General features: G+C 70.3%; 12 protein-coding genes. 6 read left to right on the plus strand and 6 right to left on the minus strand.

Features of this window, described 5'->3' with window-relative positions; translation table 11 throughout:
* Positions 1 to 18 precede the first annotated feature (18 nt).
* The 3 genes from ACIGJI_RS09180 to ACIGJI_RS09190 form a co-directional block, all read right to left on the minus strand.
* Entirely contained in the window at positions 19 to 924 is a 906-nt protein-coding gene (locus tag ACIGJI_RS09180) for a carbohydrate ABC transporter permease (protein WP_187662930.1), read from the minus strand.
* Positions 921 to 1,826: a carbohydrate ABC transporter permease gene (locus ACIGJI_RS09185; protein ID WP_187662929.1), complete on the minus strand. Its 906-nt coding sequence runs from the start codon at positions 1,824 to 1,826 to the stop codon at positions 921 to 923. Before ACIGJI_RS09185 ends, ACIGJI_RS09180 begins: the two co-directional genes overlap by 4 nt.
* A 67-nt stretch (positions 1,827 to 1,893) precedes the next feature.
* Positions 1,894 to 3,135, minus strand: coding sequence for an extracellular solute-binding protein (locus ACIGJI_RS09190; protein ID WP_363445167.1), 1,242 nt, complete (start codon positions 3,133 to 3,135; stop codon positions 1,894 to 1,896).
* A 186-nt stretch (positions 3,136 to 3,321) separates the two neighbouring features.
* On the opposite strand from ACIGJI_RS09190, the gene ACIGJI_RS09195 reads away from it, so the two are divergent.
* The 5 genes from ACIGJI_RS09195 (at position 3,322) to corA (ending at position 8,920) form a co-directional block, all read left to right on the plus strand.
* Positions 3,322 to 4,491 (plus strand): ROK family protein, encoded by a 1,170-nt coding sequence (locus tag ACIGJI_RS09195; protein ID WP_363445169.1) that lies wholly within the window; start codon positions 3,322 to 3,324, stop codon positions 4,489 to 4,491.
* Positions 4,488 to 5,507: a Gfo/Idh/MocA family oxidoreductase gene (locus ACIGJI_RS09200; protein WP_363445171.1), complete on the plus strand. Its 1,020-nt coding sequence runs from the start codon at positions 4,488 to 4,490 to the stop codon at positions 5,505 to 5,507. The genes ACIGJI_RS09195 and ACIGJI_RS09200 overlap by 4 nt, the downstream gene beginning before the upstream one ends.
* The gene (locus ACIGJI_RS09205) at positions 5,504 to 6,526 is read left to right on the plus strand and encodes a Gfo/Idh/MocA family oxidoreductase (RefSeq protein WP_363445173.1); all 1,023 of its coding nucleotides are present in this window, start codon (positions 5,504 to 5,506) and stop codon (positions 6,524 to 6,526) included. Before ACIGJI_RS09200 ends, ACIGJI_RS09205 begins: the two co-directional genes overlap by 4 nt.
* A 307-nt stretch (positions 6,527 to 6,833) precedes the next feature.
* A complete protein-coding gene (locus ACIGJI_RS09210) occupies positions 6,834 to 7,628 on the plus strand; it encodes an SDR family oxidoreductase (RefSeq protein WP_363445175.1) in 795 nt (264 codons plus the stop codon).
* A gap of 290 nt (positions 7,629 to 7,918) precedes the next feature.
* Complete coding sequence (gene corA / locus ACIGJI_RS09215) at positions 7,919 to 8,920, plus strand: magnesium/cobalt transporter CorA (protein WP_187662923.1); 1,002 nt, start codon at positions 7,919 to 7,921, stop codon at positions 8,918 to 8,920.
* A 69-nt stretch (positions 8,921 to 8,989) separates the two neighbouring features.
* Here the strand turns inward: corA and ACIGJI_RS09220 are convergent, their stop codons facing one another.
* On the minus strand, positions 8,990 to 11,170 hold the full coding sequence (locus ACIGJI_RS09220; protein WP_363445177.1) for a S8 family serine peptidase: 2,181 nt from the start codon (positions 11,168 to 11,170) through the stop codon (positions 8,990 to 8,992).
* Positions 11,171 to 11,323: 153 nt separating this feature from the next.
* Between ACIGJI_RS09220 and ACIGJI_RS09225 the strand changes: the two genes are divergently transcribed.
* Positions 11,324 to 11,851: a cytochrome C5 gene (locus ACIGJI_RS09225; protein WP_259951761.1), complete on the plus strand. Its 528-nt coding sequence runs from the start codon at positions 11,324 to 11,326 to the stop codon at positions 11,849 to 11,851.
* An 89-nt stretch (positions 11,852 to 11,940) separates the two neighbouring features.
* On the opposite strand, the gene ACIGJI_RS09230 is transcribed toward ACIGJI_RS09225, so the two are convergent.
* Together ACIGJI_RS09230 and ACIGJI_RS09235 are read right to left on the minus strand one after the other, a co-directional pair.
* Positions 11,941 to 13,683, minus strand: a complete 1,743-nt coding sequence (locus ACIGJI_RS09230) for a DUF11 domain-containing protein (protein WP_363445179.1) — start codon at positions 13,681 to 13,683, stop codon at positions 11,941 to 11,943.
* Positions 13,684 to 13,717: 34 nt separating this feature from the next.
* Positions 13,718 to 14,389, minus strand: a complete 672-nt coding sequence (locus ACIGJI_RS09235; protein WP_187662919.1) for a hypothetical protein — start codon at positions 14,387 to 14,389, stop codon at positions 13,718 to 13,720.
* Positions 14,390 to 14,453: the final 64 nt, after the last annotated feature.

The following is a 14,453-nucleotide window of genomic DNA, read 5'->3' on the forward strand; positions in this document are numbered from 1 at the left end:
GGTGCGGTTCCCTTCTTCTCAGCCCTTGATCCCGGTGCCGGTGACGCCCTCCTGCACGTACCGCTGAGCGATGAGGTACGCGAGGAAGATCGGCAGCAGCGCCACGACGGAGCCGGCGAGCATGGTGCTGAGCGGCACATCCTGCTGCTGCAGCGACGAGATGCCCACGGTGAGGGTGAACATCGAGTTGGACTTGGCGATGATGAGCGGCCAGAGGAAGTCGTTCCAGTGCCAGAGGAAGACGAAGATCCCGAGCGTCGCGAGGATCGGCTTGCACAGCGGCAGCACGATCCGCAGGAAGATGCGGAACTCGCCGGCGCCGTCGATGCGGGCGGCCTCGAACAGCTCGTCCGGCAGGCCCTGGATGAACTGGCGCATCAAGAACACGGCCTGCGCGTTCGCGAGCGTCGGCAGGATGAGTCCCCAGTACGTGTCGATGCCGCCCAGGTTCGCCATGAGGATGAACGTCGGGATCAGCGTCACGTGGAACGGCACCATGACCATCGCCAGGAACGACCAGAACATGACCTCCTTGCCACGGAAGCGCTTCTTGGCGAAGGCGTATCCGGCGAGCGCGGAGAGGAACAGCACCGCCACGACCGACACGAGCGAGTAGACGAGCGTGTTGAAGAGCCAGACGAGGATGTTCTGTCCGCCGAGCACCTGCTCGTACGCCTCGAAGGAGATGTCGTTCCAGGGGATCAGCGAGCCGGGCAGCTCGACGACCATGCCCGGCTTCAGGCTCAGCACGACCATCGCATAGAAGGGGAAGAAGCTGAGGATGCCGGCGAGACTCAGCCAGATCCAGCGGACGGCGATGCCCCAGCCGGTCGGCTCGAGCGCGCGGAACGAGCGGCGCTTGCGCGCGGCGGGACGCGTCGCGGGTGGCGTCGTCTGCGTCGGCGGCTGCAGGAGGGCGGTCATTTCTGCTTTCCGATCACGAGGCGCTGGATGAGGGCGACCACGAGGGTCATGATGAACAGGGCCACGCCCACCGCGGCCGCGTAGCCGTAGTCGAAGTAGCGGAAGCCCTGGTCGTAGAGCATGTAGACGAGCGAGTAGCTGGCGTTCGCCGGGCCGCCCTGGGTCATCACGTAGATGACGTCGAAGACCTGGAAGGCGGCGGTCGTCTCGATCACCGCGAGGAAGAAGAACGTCGGGCGCAGGTGCGGGAGGATGATCCACCGGAAGCGCTGCCAGGCGTTCGCGCCGTCGACCAGCGCCGCCTCCTCCAGCTCGCGCGGCACGTCCTGCAGGGCGGCGATGAGGATCATCATCCCGTAGCCGAACCGGGACCAGACGCCGACGACGACGATCGCGGGGATCACGAGCACCGTGCTGCCGAGCCAGGAGCCGCCGAGGCCGAGCGGGGTCATCAGGGCGGACCACGGACCGTTGGCGGAGAAGATCCAGACGAAGATCGAGCCGGCCAGCACGAGCGAGGTGATGACGGGGAGGAAGAAGATCGAGCGGAAGAACCGGGCGCCGCGGAAGGCGCGGCGCACGCCGAGGGCCATGATCGTCGACAGCACGAGCGCGATCGGCACGGCGAAGACCGTGTAGACGAGGGTGGTCCCCAGCGCCCGCCAGAACAGCGGGTCGGCGACGAGGCGCTGGAAGTGGTCGAGGCCGCGCCAGGCGATCTCGCCGGAGATGTCGTAGTCGAAGAAGCTCAGCGCCACACCCGCGATGCTCGGGCCGAAGCGGAAGGCGATGAACAGCAGGAAGGCGGGGAGCACGAACAGGAATGCGACGCGCGCTTCCCGTCGGGCGAGCACCCGGGCGACCCGTCCTGCGGGCTTCGGCGCCGTGGTGGCCGTCGTCATTGTCGATTCCTCACGTGGGGGGCGGAGAGAGGGGGCGTGCGGCGGGTACCCGCACGCCCCCGGGGTGTCACTTCTGCAGCAGCGGGGCTGCGGCGGCCGCGGCGTCCTTCAGGGCGTCGGCCGGGGACTTCTGGCCGAGCAGGGCGGCCTGGATCTCCGGCGAGAGCACGCCCATGAGCGCACGGGAGCTGGCGTCGAGCTCGCCCACCGTGGTGTCGGGGACGTACTTCTCGACCTCGCCGAGGAGCGGGTCGTCGGCGTACAGCGGCTCGGTCGTGCTGAGGGCCGAGAAGAACCCGGCGGCCTTGAGGTACGGCTCGACGACGTCGGCGCCGGTCGCGAACTCGGCGAACGCGGCTGCAGCCTCCGGGGCCTTCGAGCCCTTGAGCACGGACAGCGAGCCGACGGTGCCGTAGGCGACGGACTCCTCATCGGTCAGCGGCGCGAGGACCTTGACGTTCTCCTCGCCCCAGAACGGCGCGACCTCGGTCACGGCGTTGTTCCAGGTACAGGCGACCTTGCCCTGGGCGATGGCGGTCTGCTCCAGCGGGACGTTGGTGGTGAGGGCCTCCGGGTCGAGCGCGCCCTCCTCGGCCAGGTCGGTCAGGAAGCTGAGGGCCTCTTCGCCGGCCTTGCTGTCGAAGCCGACCTCGCCGTCCTCGGTGTAGACCTCGCCACCGGCCTGCCAGAGCAGCGGGTAGTAGGTGAGGTTGAGGGTGTTCTCGGCCGACGCCGGGTAGTTGAGGGCGTACATGCCCTTGTCGACGAAGGCCGGGGCCATCTCGGCGATGTCGTCCCAGGTCTCCGGGTACTCGGTCACGCCGGCGGCCTCGAACGCGGCCGCGTTGCAGATGAGGGGCTGCGCGCTGGTGAGGATCGGGGCACCGAGGATGTCGCCGCCGAGCGTGACCGACTCCTTGACGTTGGGGAGCAGGTCGCCCTGGCGCTCCTCGCTGAGCAGGTCGTTCAGCGGCGCGATCGACTTCTGGTACGCCGCGAGCTGGTCGGGGATGAGGTAGACGACGTCCGGTCCCTTGCCGGCGGCGATCGCCGTCTGCAGGGCCTCGTCGCGGTTCGCCCACGGGAAGATCTCGTACTTCACGTTGACGTTCTCGTTCTCCTTCTCGAACGCCTCGATGGTCGAGTCCCAGAAGTCCTTGTGCATCGCCTCGTCGGCGATGACGGGGTAGAGCCAGACCGTGATGTCCTGCTCGCCCTCTGCGGTGTTGCCTCCGCCGGCCGAACATCCGGCCAACAGGGTGGCGGCCGCGACTCCCACGACGACGCCGGTGATCTTGCTGACGCGCATGGTGCTCCTTTGCGTAAACCGTGCTGAGTACGGTTCATTATGACATTGGCTTTGGATAATTCGTCAAGCACAAGTTCTCAGAGGCTTGTTTCGGCCGTGTTTCTCGGCCGTGAACAACAATCCCCGATCTGAGAATCGGGTGTGCTAATTTGATCGCACCAACGGCGGAGACGAAGGAGGGACCCGATGGGCGCGACCAGTCCGCTCTCGATCGTGGCGCGGTCCGCACTCCGGCTGCGGGACGCGGGGCCGGCGACCGTCAGCGACCTCTCCCGCTCGCTCGAGGTCTCTCGCACCTCGGTGGAGAACGCCGTGGCGGTGCTCTCCGACTCCGGACTCCTCGTCGACGCTCCCGCGCAGAACGGCGGCGGCGCGGGGCGCCCGGCCCGCCGCTACTCCTTCCACGCCACGGCCGGTGTGGTGGTGGGCGTGGACATCGGGGTCGCGAGCGTGCGGGTCGTCGTCGCGGATCTCGCGGGCGTGGTCATCGCCCAGCGGGCGTTCCCCGGCGTCGCGGAGCAGCCGGACGGCCCGGCCAAGCTCGCCGCGGTGATCGACGACGTCCGCGGCACTCTCGCCCCGCTCTCGCTGCCGCGGACCGGTCTGCGGGCGATCGGCGTCTCCCTGCCCGGCATCGTCGACGACGACGGACGGGTCACCACCTCGGTCGTCATCCCGGAGTGGTCCGGCATCGACATCGGCTCGCAGCTGCGTCAGGCGTTCGGCTGCCCCGTGGCCGTCGACAACGGCGTGCGACTCGCGGCCGTCGCGGAGCACCACCTCGGCGTCGCGCAGCTCGTCGACGACGTCATCTACCTGTCCGTCGGCAACCGCATCGCCATGGGCCTCATCCTCGGGGGCCGTCCCCGACGCGGCATCCACAACGCGGCGGGAGACATCGGTCGCCTGGCGTTCCGTGGCCTGAACACCGAGACCGGGCAGATCTCGTGGCGCACCGCCCCGACGGCCGCCGAGGTGTTCGCCCTGGCGCGCACCGGAGAGCAGGCCGCCCAGGAGGAGCTCGACGGCTTCATCGATGAACTCGCCCATGGGATCGCGACCCTGATCATGACGGTCGACCCCGCCATGGTCGTGATCGGCGGCGGACTCTCGGCCGCGCACGAACAGCTGCTCGACCCCCTGCGCGCCGCTCTGCCCGGCCACCTCGGACTGCCGTTCCAGGTGCCCGTCGCGGAGGCACGGCTGGGAGCGGAAGCCGCCGCCCACGGCGCCGTCGTGCACGCGTTCCAGCGGCATCCGGGCGACATCTACGGCATCGAGGACATGCCCGCCCCACCGATCACCCCCCTGCCGCACGACCCCGCGGCCGGCGACGACCCCGAGGAGAAGCAGTGAGCACGTTGAAGGTCGGACTCATCGGCGCGGGCGGGATCTCCCGCGTGCACGCCGACGCCTGGCGGGCGCTCGGCGTGCAGGGCTTCGTCACCTCGAAGGAGGGCGCCGAGGAGATCGCCGCCGAGTACGGCTTCGAGGTCGTGGCCGACGTCGACGCGCTCCTCGAGAAGGTCGACGTCGTCGACATCGTCACCCCCAGCAGCACCCACGCCGACTTCGCCCTGCGCGCCATCGCCCGCGGGCTCGACGTGATCTGCGAGAAGCCGCTCGCCGCGACCGCGGAGGCCGCCGCCGAGGTGACCGCCGCCGCAGCCGCCGCGGGAGTGCGGCTGTTCCCCGCGCACGTCGTCCGGTACATGGGGGAGTACGCCCGCATCAAGGCCGGCATCGACGCCGGGCAGATCGGCATCCCCGCCGTGCAGCGCTTCCGTCGCCTCGGCGCCGCGCCCCAGGCCCCGTGGTTCTTCTCGGAGCGCGCCGGGGGCGGCGTCATCCGCGACCTCATGATCCACGACATCGATCAGGCGCTGTGGTTCGCCGGCCCGGTCGACAGCGTCTACGCCGTGCAGAACCCGCCGACGGTCGACGACCGTGTGCCGGCCCCGGTCACGGCGCACGTCGTGCTGACCCATCGCAACGGGGTCATCAGCCACGTGCACGCGAGCTGGGTGCAGCCCGGCATGCCCTTCCGCACGAGCGTCGAGGTCGCCGGCTCCGAGGGGCGCCTGCGCTACGACAGCGCCGAGGACCACACGCTGCGCACCGACGCCGTGCTCGTCGAGGGCGCGACCGACTACCTGCCGCCGATGTCACCGGAGGAGAGCCCGTACTACGCGGAGATCGCCGACTTCGTGGCCGCGATCGCGGAGGGACGCGACGCCGCCGTCACCCCGGAGGACGGGATCCGGGCGGTCGCGGTCGCCGAGGCCGCCTACGCCTCGATCGCCTCCGGAGCCCCGGTCGCCCTCCCCGCTTCGTCCCCCGCCGTCGCCGTCGCCGAGGAGGCCACCCGATGACCGCTCCCCGCCCGCTGCGGATCGCCGTGCTGTCCTTCGCGCACACGCACGCCCTCAGCTACGTGCACGCGCTGCAGCAGATGCCCGACGTCGAGCTGATCGCCGCCGACCCCGACGGCGCCTCCGCCCCGGACGACGCTCCGCGCGGCGCCGCCCTGGCCGCGGAGCTCGGGGTCGCGTACGTCGAGACCTACGAGGACGCCTTCGCGTGGGGCCCCGACGCGGTCGTCGTGGCCGCCGAGAACTCCCGTCACCGCGCCCTCGTCGAGCAGGCCGCCGCGGCCGGCGTGCACGTGCTGTGCGAGAAGCCGCTCGCGACGACGGTCGAGGACGCGATCGCGATGCGCGACGCCTGCGGCCGGGCGGGCGTGCTGCTCATGGTGGCGTACCCGGTGCGCTTCTCCCCCGCGGTGCGTGATGCGGTCGCCGAGCTGCGCAGCGGACGCCTCGGGGCGATCCTCGGCGTCACCGGCATCAACAACGGCAAGCTGCCGCAGGACCGGACCTGGTTCACCGACCCCGAGCTCGCCGGCGGCGGCGCCCTGGTCGACCACGTCGTGCACTGCGCCGATCTCCTCGACGAGCTCCTGGGAGAGCGCGCGCAGACCGTCCGCGCGGTGTCGAACAGCATCCTGCACGGGGAGCGCGACCTCGCGGTCGAGACGGGGGGCCTCGTGACGATCCAGTATCCGAGCGGCGTGGTCGCCACGATCGACTGCTCGTGGAGCTGGCCGACGAGCTCGGCGACCTGGGGCGGCCTCACCCTCGAGGTCGTGGCAGAGCGCGGGACCGTGACCGTGAGCCCCTTCGCGAAGGGCGTGGCCGGGCACGATGCCCACGGAGAGACCTGGACCCCGGTCGGGGCCGACCTCGACGCCCTGCTGCTCGAGGAGTTCGTGCAGGCCGTCCGCGCGGGCCGTCAGCCCCAGCCCGACGCCGGTGTCGGCATCCGCACCGTCGAGATCGTGAAGGCCGCCCAGGAGTCCGCGTCCCGCGCCGGCACCCCCATCCCCCTCTAGCCCCCCGGGGCGTGCGCACGTGCGGGATCGAAAACGCCCCTCCCGCACGCGCCCCCGGCACGTTTCCCATCCCGCACCCACGGCGTCCCCCCGTGCGAGATCAAACCCGCGCCTTCCGCTCTCGTCCCCGGCCCGTTTCCCGTCCCGCACCTGACTCGGGACCCGCGGGTGCGCTTCTCGTCCCGCACGGAGACGGTGCGCGCATGGTCGAGTACCGCCTCTCCCGGACCGGGGTGCCGGCGGAGCGGGCATGAAACCGGCGCGACGGGCGTTGTACCCGGGGCCGCAGCGACACGAAGGAGACATCATGCGCATCGACCTCGCCGGGAGAACCGCCCTCGTCACGGGTTCCACTCAGGGCATCGGACTCGCCATCGCGACGACCCTCGCCGACGCGGGAGCGCGGGTCGCGGTCAACGGCCGGAACCCCGAGACCGTGTCGTCGGTCATCGCAACCCTGCAGGCGGAGGATCCGGACCGGAACCTCGTCCCAGCGCCGGGCGACGTCACCACGGAGGACGGGGCCGCTGCGGTCCTCGCCGCCACCGGAGACGTGGACATCCTCGTCAACAACCTCGGCATCTTCGGAGCGACCCCCGCGCTCGACATCTCCGACGACGAGTGGCGGCGGTACTTCGAGGTGAACGTGCTCGCCGCCGTCCGGCTCATCCGCGCGACCCTGCCCGGCATGAGCGAGCGCGGCTGGGGTCGGGTGCTCGACATCGCCAGCGACTCCGCGGTCGTGATCCCCGCCGAGATGATCCACTACGGCATGTCGAAGACCGCGCTGCTCGCGGTGTCCCGGGGTTTCGCGAAGGAGGCGGCCGGCACGGGCGTGACGGTGAACTCGGTGCTCGCGGGCCCGACCCACACCGGCGGCGTGGAGGACTTCGTGTACTCGCTCGTGGATCCGCAGCTGCCGTGGGAGGAGGCGCAGCGTGAGTTCATGCGCGTGCACCGCCCCCAGTCCCTGCTGCAGCGGCTCATCGAGCCGGAGGAGATCGCGAACATGGTCGCGTACCTCGCGTCCCCGCTCGCCTCGGCGACGACGGGCGCCGCGGTCCGCGTCGACGGCGGTTACATCGACGCCATCATCCCCTGATCCTTCGAATCGCGCACGTGGCGGCATCTCCGGTCGGAATGGGCCATTCGGGCGATTCGAAACGGAGGGGTAAGCTGGCCCCCGGAGAAGCACGGAGAGGCGGTGATGGCGATGTCCGACGATAGTAACGACGCCGCCCTCGCTGCGTCGCGCTTCCCTGCATCTGCGCGTTGAGCTCCCGCTCCGCGTCCGTGCCTCTCGCCTCGCAGTCATCGGCGGCGTCTCCCGCCCCCTGACGAATCCGCACGCAGACCCTGGTCTGCGTGCACCCGCGAGAACGGAGCCGCATCATGGCGCTCATCGACAACGGCGTGTACGTCCACGGACGTCGCGTGGAGACCCCGAAGAACCTGGACGAGACCTACCGGATGCTGGATGCCGCCGGCGGGATCGCGTGGATCGGTCTGTATCGACCGAGTCCCGAGGAGGTCGCCTCGGTCGCCAGGGAGTTCGATCTGCATCCGCTCGCCGTCGAGGACGCGCTCTCGGGGCATCAGCGCTCGAAGGTGGAGCGCTACGGCGACACCCTCTTCGCCGTGCTGCGCCCCGCCCGGTACCGCGACAAGGAGGAGTCGATCGAGTTCGGGGAGCTGCACCTGTTCATCGGCCCCGACTTCGTGGTGACGATCCGCCACGCCGAGTCGCCGAACCTCGCCGCGGTCCGCCGCCGGATGGAGGCGAACCCGGAGCTGCTCGCGATGGGACCGGAGGCGGTGTTCTACGCGATCCTCGACGAGGTCGTGGACGAGTACGAGCCCGTCGTCGCCGGCCTCGAGAACGACATCGACGAGATCGAGGACCAGCTCTTCGGCGACAGCGACGACGACGCCCTCTCCCGCCGCATCTACGAGCTCTCCCGGGAGGTCATCAACTTCCAGCGCGCCGTGCACCCCCTGAGCGGCATGCTGGAGTGGCTGCGCCGCGGGTCGGAGAAGTACCGGATCGACGAGGAGCTGCAGCGCTCGCTCCGCGACGTGCTCGACCACACGATCCGCGTCAACGAGCGCGTGGACTCGTTCCGGGCGATCCTGGAGAACGCCCTCACGGTGCAGTCGGCCCTCGTCGCCCGGCGGCATTCGGAGGCGGGTTTGGCCCAGAACGATGAGATCAAGAAGATCTCCTCGTGGGCGGCCATCATCTTCGCGCCCACCCTCGTCGGCACCGTCTACGGCATGAACTTCGACGTGATGCCCGAGCTGCACTGGGCGTTCGGCTATCCGATGGCGATCGGGGCGATGCTTGCCTTCGCCGTCGGCCTGTTCGGGGTGTTCAAGTACAAGAAGTGGTTGTGACGCGCAGGCTGTCGCGCCGATTCAGGCCATCGCTTCCGGAAAGCGCCTGAACCGGCGTGACCGCCTGTCTCATCGAACAGCGATCACGGGGAACGCCGGGTCGTCGCCGGAGGTCGCGGGGATCTGCAGCTGGGCCTTCTGCGCCGAGTCCAGCGTGAGGGTCCACCGCAGCCCCCGAGCCGTCCGCTCGACCTCGCCCACCGGCGGCACGGGGACCTCGACATCCGCGAACGCCGTCAGATCGATGTCCACGACAGCCCGTCCTCCCACTGCCCCGGCGTTGGCGAGGTCCAGGACGATCAGCGTGTCCTGCGCGGCTCCCGGCTGCGGGGACAGCTCGACCGAGTAGCCGATCGCCGACTTCGTGTGCACCGAGAACCGGATCGGCGCGGTGGTGGCCGAGGTGTCGGTGCCCATGACCGTCCGGGCCACGACCTCGTAGGTCCCCTGCGTCAGCGGCGCGTCCACCGTCCAGGTGCCGTCGTCGCGCACGGTCACGAACCGCAGGAACGGCGTGAGCTCCCCGTCGCGCACGTGCACGCGGACGCGCGAGCCCGGGACGCCGGTACCCGAGATCGTCGTGGTGGTCGCCGCGACCGTGGTTCCGGCCTTCGGGGTGAGGATGGTCGGCGCAGCCGGAGAAGTGCGGATGACTATGGGCGCACGGGCCGCGCCGGCGGTCAGAGTGCTCACGCCCGCAGGGGCATCCGCCGGGATGGGGAACACGGTCGCGAACCGTCCCTGCCCGTCGGTCTGCACCGGCATGGTGGCCGTGCCCACGCGAAGCTCCACACGGCTCCGCGGCGGATACCCGCTGCCGGTCACCCGGAACGGCTGACCGGTGAGGGCGACACGGGAGTAGACGCCGACGGCGGGGACGGAGGCGCCGATGTCGGCGTCCATGAGGCCTGCGCCCATCCGGTCCGGCCCTTCGTCCGCGACCCCGTCGGCCGTTGCCGTGATACGGCGCGTGACCTCGTCCGGGGTGAGCGTCGGGTCGGCCGCGAGCAGCCGCGCGGCGAGCCCCGCGACGTGCGGGGAGGCCATGGAGGTGCCGGGGAACAGCGCGTAGATCGAGCCGTCGTCCTGACGGGTCACCGCAGACCAGACGACGCCGGGTGCGGTGACGGTGACCGTGCCCGCTCCGTAGTTGGAGAATCGGGCCATGACGACGGCGCCGCTGGTCTCGTCCTGGTCGGCGGCGGCGACCGAGATCACGTCGGGCAGCCCGGCCGGGGCCTTCAGGCAGGAGGCGTCCACGGGGCGCGGCTCGGGTGCACCGTCGTTGGGGCTGACGACATCGGTGGTCATGGTGGCGAGGTCCTGCGCCTCGTTGCCCACGGCGGCGACGGTGACGACGCCCTGCTCATGCGCGTACGCGTATGTGCGGCGGAGGGCCTCGAGCGCGGCGGACTGCGTCTCGTCGCCGGCGCACCAGACGTACCAGGGGTCGACGTAATAGCTGTGGTTCACGACCGGGATGTCGTGCCGGACCGCCCACATCGTGGCGCAGATGCTGGCCTCCGGGTAGATGTGCCCGGTCTGGTTGTCGACCTTGATGGCGGCGACCCGCGCGTCCGGGGCGATCCCCCGGATGCCGGCGCCGTCGGTAGCACCCGCGATACTGCCGGCCACATGCGTCCCGTGGGCCCCGGAGAGTCCCGCTTCCGGAGCCCACGCCGCCGGTCGGGTGTCCGGGACGCCGTTGATGCCGCAGCCGACCGAGAGAGCGGGGTCGATGCGGTCGGCGAGGTCGGGGTGCCCCGCATCGATGCCGTTGTCCGCGACCCCGACGACCACACCTGCGCCGCCCGGGGTCGTCGCGCCGACGGCGACCGTGTCCCACGCGGTGCCCTCGGCAGGCATCGCCTCGGGTTCCTCCGTGACGCCTGCCGCGGACTCGGCGGGGTCGGGGAGGCGGTCGGGCGTGGTCGACGTGCGGGTGGGACCGACGGACTGCACCCACGGGAGGTCGCGGAGCTGCGCGGCGAACCCGCCCTCGGGCGCCCGGACGACGGTGACCCCGATCTCCGGGTACGAGATCAGGAACGTCCCTCCCGCGTCGGCGATGGCCGCACGCAGCGTCTCCTCGCTCGGACCGCCGGGGGCGGTGTTCACGACCCAGTTCAGGGCGGGGGTGTCGGGGGCGACCTCCGCAGCCGCCGGGAGCGGGGATGACGGGATCGCGAGGGCGAGAGCGACACCGACGGCGAGCGCCACGCCGATGCCGGGGGAGAGGGGACGGATCACAGCAGCCTGCCTTTCGAACGCGGCCCTGGGCCGTCGAGTCGGGATGGTCCAGTGAACAAGAGGCGCGAAGGGGTGTTCGATTACGCGCGACCCTGGGCCGAGGTCGCGGAAGAACCAGGGGCCACGGAAGGCAGGATGCGCGAGACTGGAAGCATGGCGCTCGAAATCCTCCTGTCCCGCATCGTCGAGAGCGGTCTGCTCGAAGACCCCGTCTCCGAGAACGGTCTCGTCTACGGACGGGCGAGCCTGGACGCCGCCGGCACCGTCGTGAACGTGAACGTGGACCCCGAGCTCGACGGCGACGAGAGCGCGGAGGACATGGATCCGGACGAGCTCGTGGCGGCCATCGCGCGCGTGCTCTCGATGAGCGAGAAGCGGTGGCGGGCGATCGTCGAGGAGGTCGCGCTGGACATCGAGGATGCGGTGGACGAGGAGCCGGTGGTCGAGCAGGTCGACCTGCGGGACGACCTCGAGGCCACGTCGGTCGTGGTGTTCGCGGACGCCGTGCTGCTCGCGTTCGTCGCCCCCCGGCAGTTCCCGGAGTCGCGCATCCTCGTGCAGCTCGATGAGGAGCTGGAGGTCGACGGCATCGAGGTGCGCGAGCCCGACGGCACCGAGGTCATCGACGTCGACACGCTCGACGAGCTGATGGACCTCATCAGCCGCGCCGACCGCGACTGACCCCGCCGACGCGCGGAAACAGGCGAACGCGCGAGCACAGGCCACCCCAGAGGAATGGGCCTGCACCCGCGCGTTCGCCTGAGTTCCGGCTAGCGCGCGCTGCCGTAGTAGGTGACGTTGGGGAAGGCGAAACCGTCGCCGTTCCCGTTCCAGACACCGGTGAAGGTGATCACGACCGTCTCACCCGAGGCGAGGGGTCCCTTCCAGTCGATGCTGTCGCCGCTCACGGTGACGGTGCCGCGATTGGCCGTCACGCTCGACGGGTTCCAGCTGGAATCGTCGAGGATGCCCGCCAGCGTGTATGCGATCTCCGCGTTCGCCGAGTCGACGTTGCCGTTGTTGCCGAACTCCATCCGGTACGTCACGGCCTGGCCCGGCGTCGGGTCGGTCGGGTTCGAGTTGAACGTGTACTGGAAGAACTCGCGCTTGACGGTGTCGGTGTCGGTCGCGCAGACGTTCGCCGCGTTACCGGCGACCGCGCAGGCCTGGTTGGTCAGCGCCCCGGGAGGAGCCGACTGGTTGACCTTGGCGTTCACCTTCAGCGTGACCGACTGCCCTGCCTCGAGTGTGCCGAGGTTGGCGGTCACGGTGCGCCCGGAGGCGCTCATCGTCGCACCCGACGGGCCGCTGCCCGAGACGAAGTCGAGACCGGCCGGGAGCGGGTCGCTGACCACGACGTTCGTGGCCGCACCGTCGCCGGTGTTCCGCACGACGATGTCGTACGTCAGGTCCTGTCCGAGCTTCACATCACCCTGACCGTCGTCCTTGCTGATCGTCAGCACGGGCGTGGTCTTCTTGGTGATCGTGGTGTCGTCCCAGTCGCAGGCCTGGTTCGTGGCGGCTCCCACGGCGCAGGCGTTGTTGCGCAGGTTCCCGATCGGCGTGGATGCCCCGACGGTCGCCTTCACGGTGATCGTCGAGGACGCGCCAGGAGCGAGCGATGGGATCGTGCCCTGGACGCGCTGCCCGGTGACCGACACCTGACCGGTCGTGCCAGCGGTGTACGAGGCGGTGATACCGGTGAGTCCGGCCGGCAGGTCGTCGCTGACGACGACGTTGCTCGCCGCAGCGGTGCCGGTGTTGCGCACCACGATGTCGTACGAGAGCTGGTCGCCGATCACGGCGCTGTCGCGGTGATCGTTCTTGTCCACCGTCAGCGCGGGCGCCGTCGGCTTGTCCACGTCGATGTCGATGCTGTGCAGGTCGCTCGGCACCTTCGTCCAGGTCGGCACGAGCCCGAGGAACGCGCCCTTCGAGCGCATGCTGAGCTGGAACTCCACCTTCGAGACCGTGCCGTTGACCTGCACCGTGCCGGTCTTGGCGGCGAAGGAGGTCGAGGTGATCGTGTTCGACGTCACGTCCAGGTTGCCGCTCACGGCGCTGAGGCTCACCCCGGAGGTCTTCAGCGTGTACTTCGCCGAGGACTGCACGACGCCGCCGATGGAGTAGACGTCACCGCCGAGGTCGGCGAGGGTGATCTTCGGGTTCGTCACCTGCTGGCCGAAGTCGACCACGACGTTCCCGCGGACGCACTCGATGCCGTTCTTGCAGGGGTAGCCCTCGTTGAGGCCGATCACGTTGAGCCCGAGCTCCCCGCCGTCGCGCACGGTGGCGAGGTTGACGACGTCACCGGAGCTCTTGATCTGCACCTTGTCGGTGGTGGTGATGCGGGCCGTCGCTCCGGCGGCCGACGCGGTGCGGGTGTCTCCCGATCCGCTCCAGCCGTTGACGTCGGCCGCCGAGGCGGCGGGGGCGCCCGCGAGGGCGCCCGCCGCCAGAGCGGTGAGCACCCTCACGGTCAGCGCACCCCGAAGAAAGGATGTCTTCTTCACAGGTCTCTGTCCCTCCGTGTCTGTCCGGCGCCCGTCACCGGGTCGCCGAGGGACGACGACGCAGCGCGAACGCGCCGGCAGCTCCGACGGCGATCACACCGGCGCCCGCGAGTCCGACGGCAGGATCGGCCACCGGCACCGGCGGACGCTCGGCGAAGGTGTGGCTGTAGTTGTAGGTGAAGCGGTGGTCGTCGGTGAAGACGCCGCCGGTGTAGAGCACCTTGGCGCTGTTGGTGATCTGCGGACCCCAGTAGTCGGCGTCGACGGTGAACGTCGCCATCGGGGTGACGATGCTGGTGCCGCCGTCGTGCGTGACGTTGAACGTCCAGACGACGTTCCCGCCGACGAGCTGACCGCCGCTGGTCGCCGACGCGAAGGTCGTGTGCGCCGGCACGGGCAGGATCACCTTGTAGACGCCGTCGATCTGCTCGTCGTTGACGAGCTGCACGATCGCGCCCTCCTTGATCTCCGACCCCGGCGTCACGCCCGTCGCGGCCGTCTGGGTGGCTCGACCCAGGTAGCCGCGGGTCGAGGCCTGACCGTCGACGTCTTCCGTGCTGCGGACCGAGGAGATGCCGCCGCTCGATGCGCCGTCGGTGGAGTCGGGCTGGTCGGCGGCCATGGCCCCCTGCGCGCCGAGGAGCGAGCCCCCGACGATCAGCAGGCCGACACCGGCGCTGCACGCGGTCTTGAGGATGCTCTTCATGATGAGCCTCTTTCTTGATGTGGACACGACGAGCAGAGTGCTTCGCCGCGAATGAGACGGGGGG

Origin of the sequence: Microbacterium sp. NPDC064978, from assembly GCF_044543605.1 — a bacterium.
GTDB lineage: Bacteria > Actinomycetota > Actinomycetes > Actinomycetales > Microbacteriaceae > Microbacterium > Microbacterium meiriae.

Excerpts from the sequence above, each read along its gene's own strand:
- ACIGJI_RS09180 (WP_187662930.1), bottom strand. The coding sequence starts at position 924 with ATGACCGCCCTCCTGCAGCCGCCGACGCAGACGACGCCACCCGCGACG.
- ACIGJI_RS09185 (WP_187662929.1), bottom strand. The coding sequence starts at position 1,826 with ATGACGACGGCCACCACGGCGCCGAAGCCCGCAGGACGGGTCGCCCGG.
- ACIGJI_RS09195 (WP_363445169.1), top strand. The coding sequence starts at position 3,322 with ATGGGCGCGACCAGTCCGCTCTCGATCGTGGCGCGGTCCGCACTCCGG.
- corA (WP_187662923.1), top strand. The coding sequence starts at position 7,919 with ATGGCGCTCATCGACAACGGCGTGTACGTCCACGGACGTCGCGTGGAG.
- ACIGJI_RS09190 (WP_363445167.1), bottom strand. The coding sequence starts at position 3,135 with ATGCGCGTCAGCAAGATCACCGGCGTCGTCGTGGGAGTCGCGGCCGCC.
- ACIGJI_RS09205 (WP_363445173.1), top strand. The coding sequence starts at position 5,504 with ATGACCGCTCCCCGCCCGCTGCGGATCGCCGTGCTGTCCTTCGCGCAC.
- ACIGJI_RS09210 (WP_363445175.1), top strand. The coding sequence starts at position 6,834 with ATGCGCATCGACCTCGCCGGGAGAACCGCCCTCGTCACGGGTTCCACT.
- ACIGJI_RS09235 (WP_187662919.1), bottom strand. The coding sequence starts at position 14,389 with ATGAAGAGCATCCTCAAGACCGCGTGCAGCGCCGGTGTCGGCCTGCTG.
- ACIGJI_RS09225 (WP_259951761.1), top strand. The coding sequence starts at position 11,324 with ATGGCGCTCGAAATCCTCCTGTCCCGCATCGTCGAGAGCGGTCTGCTC.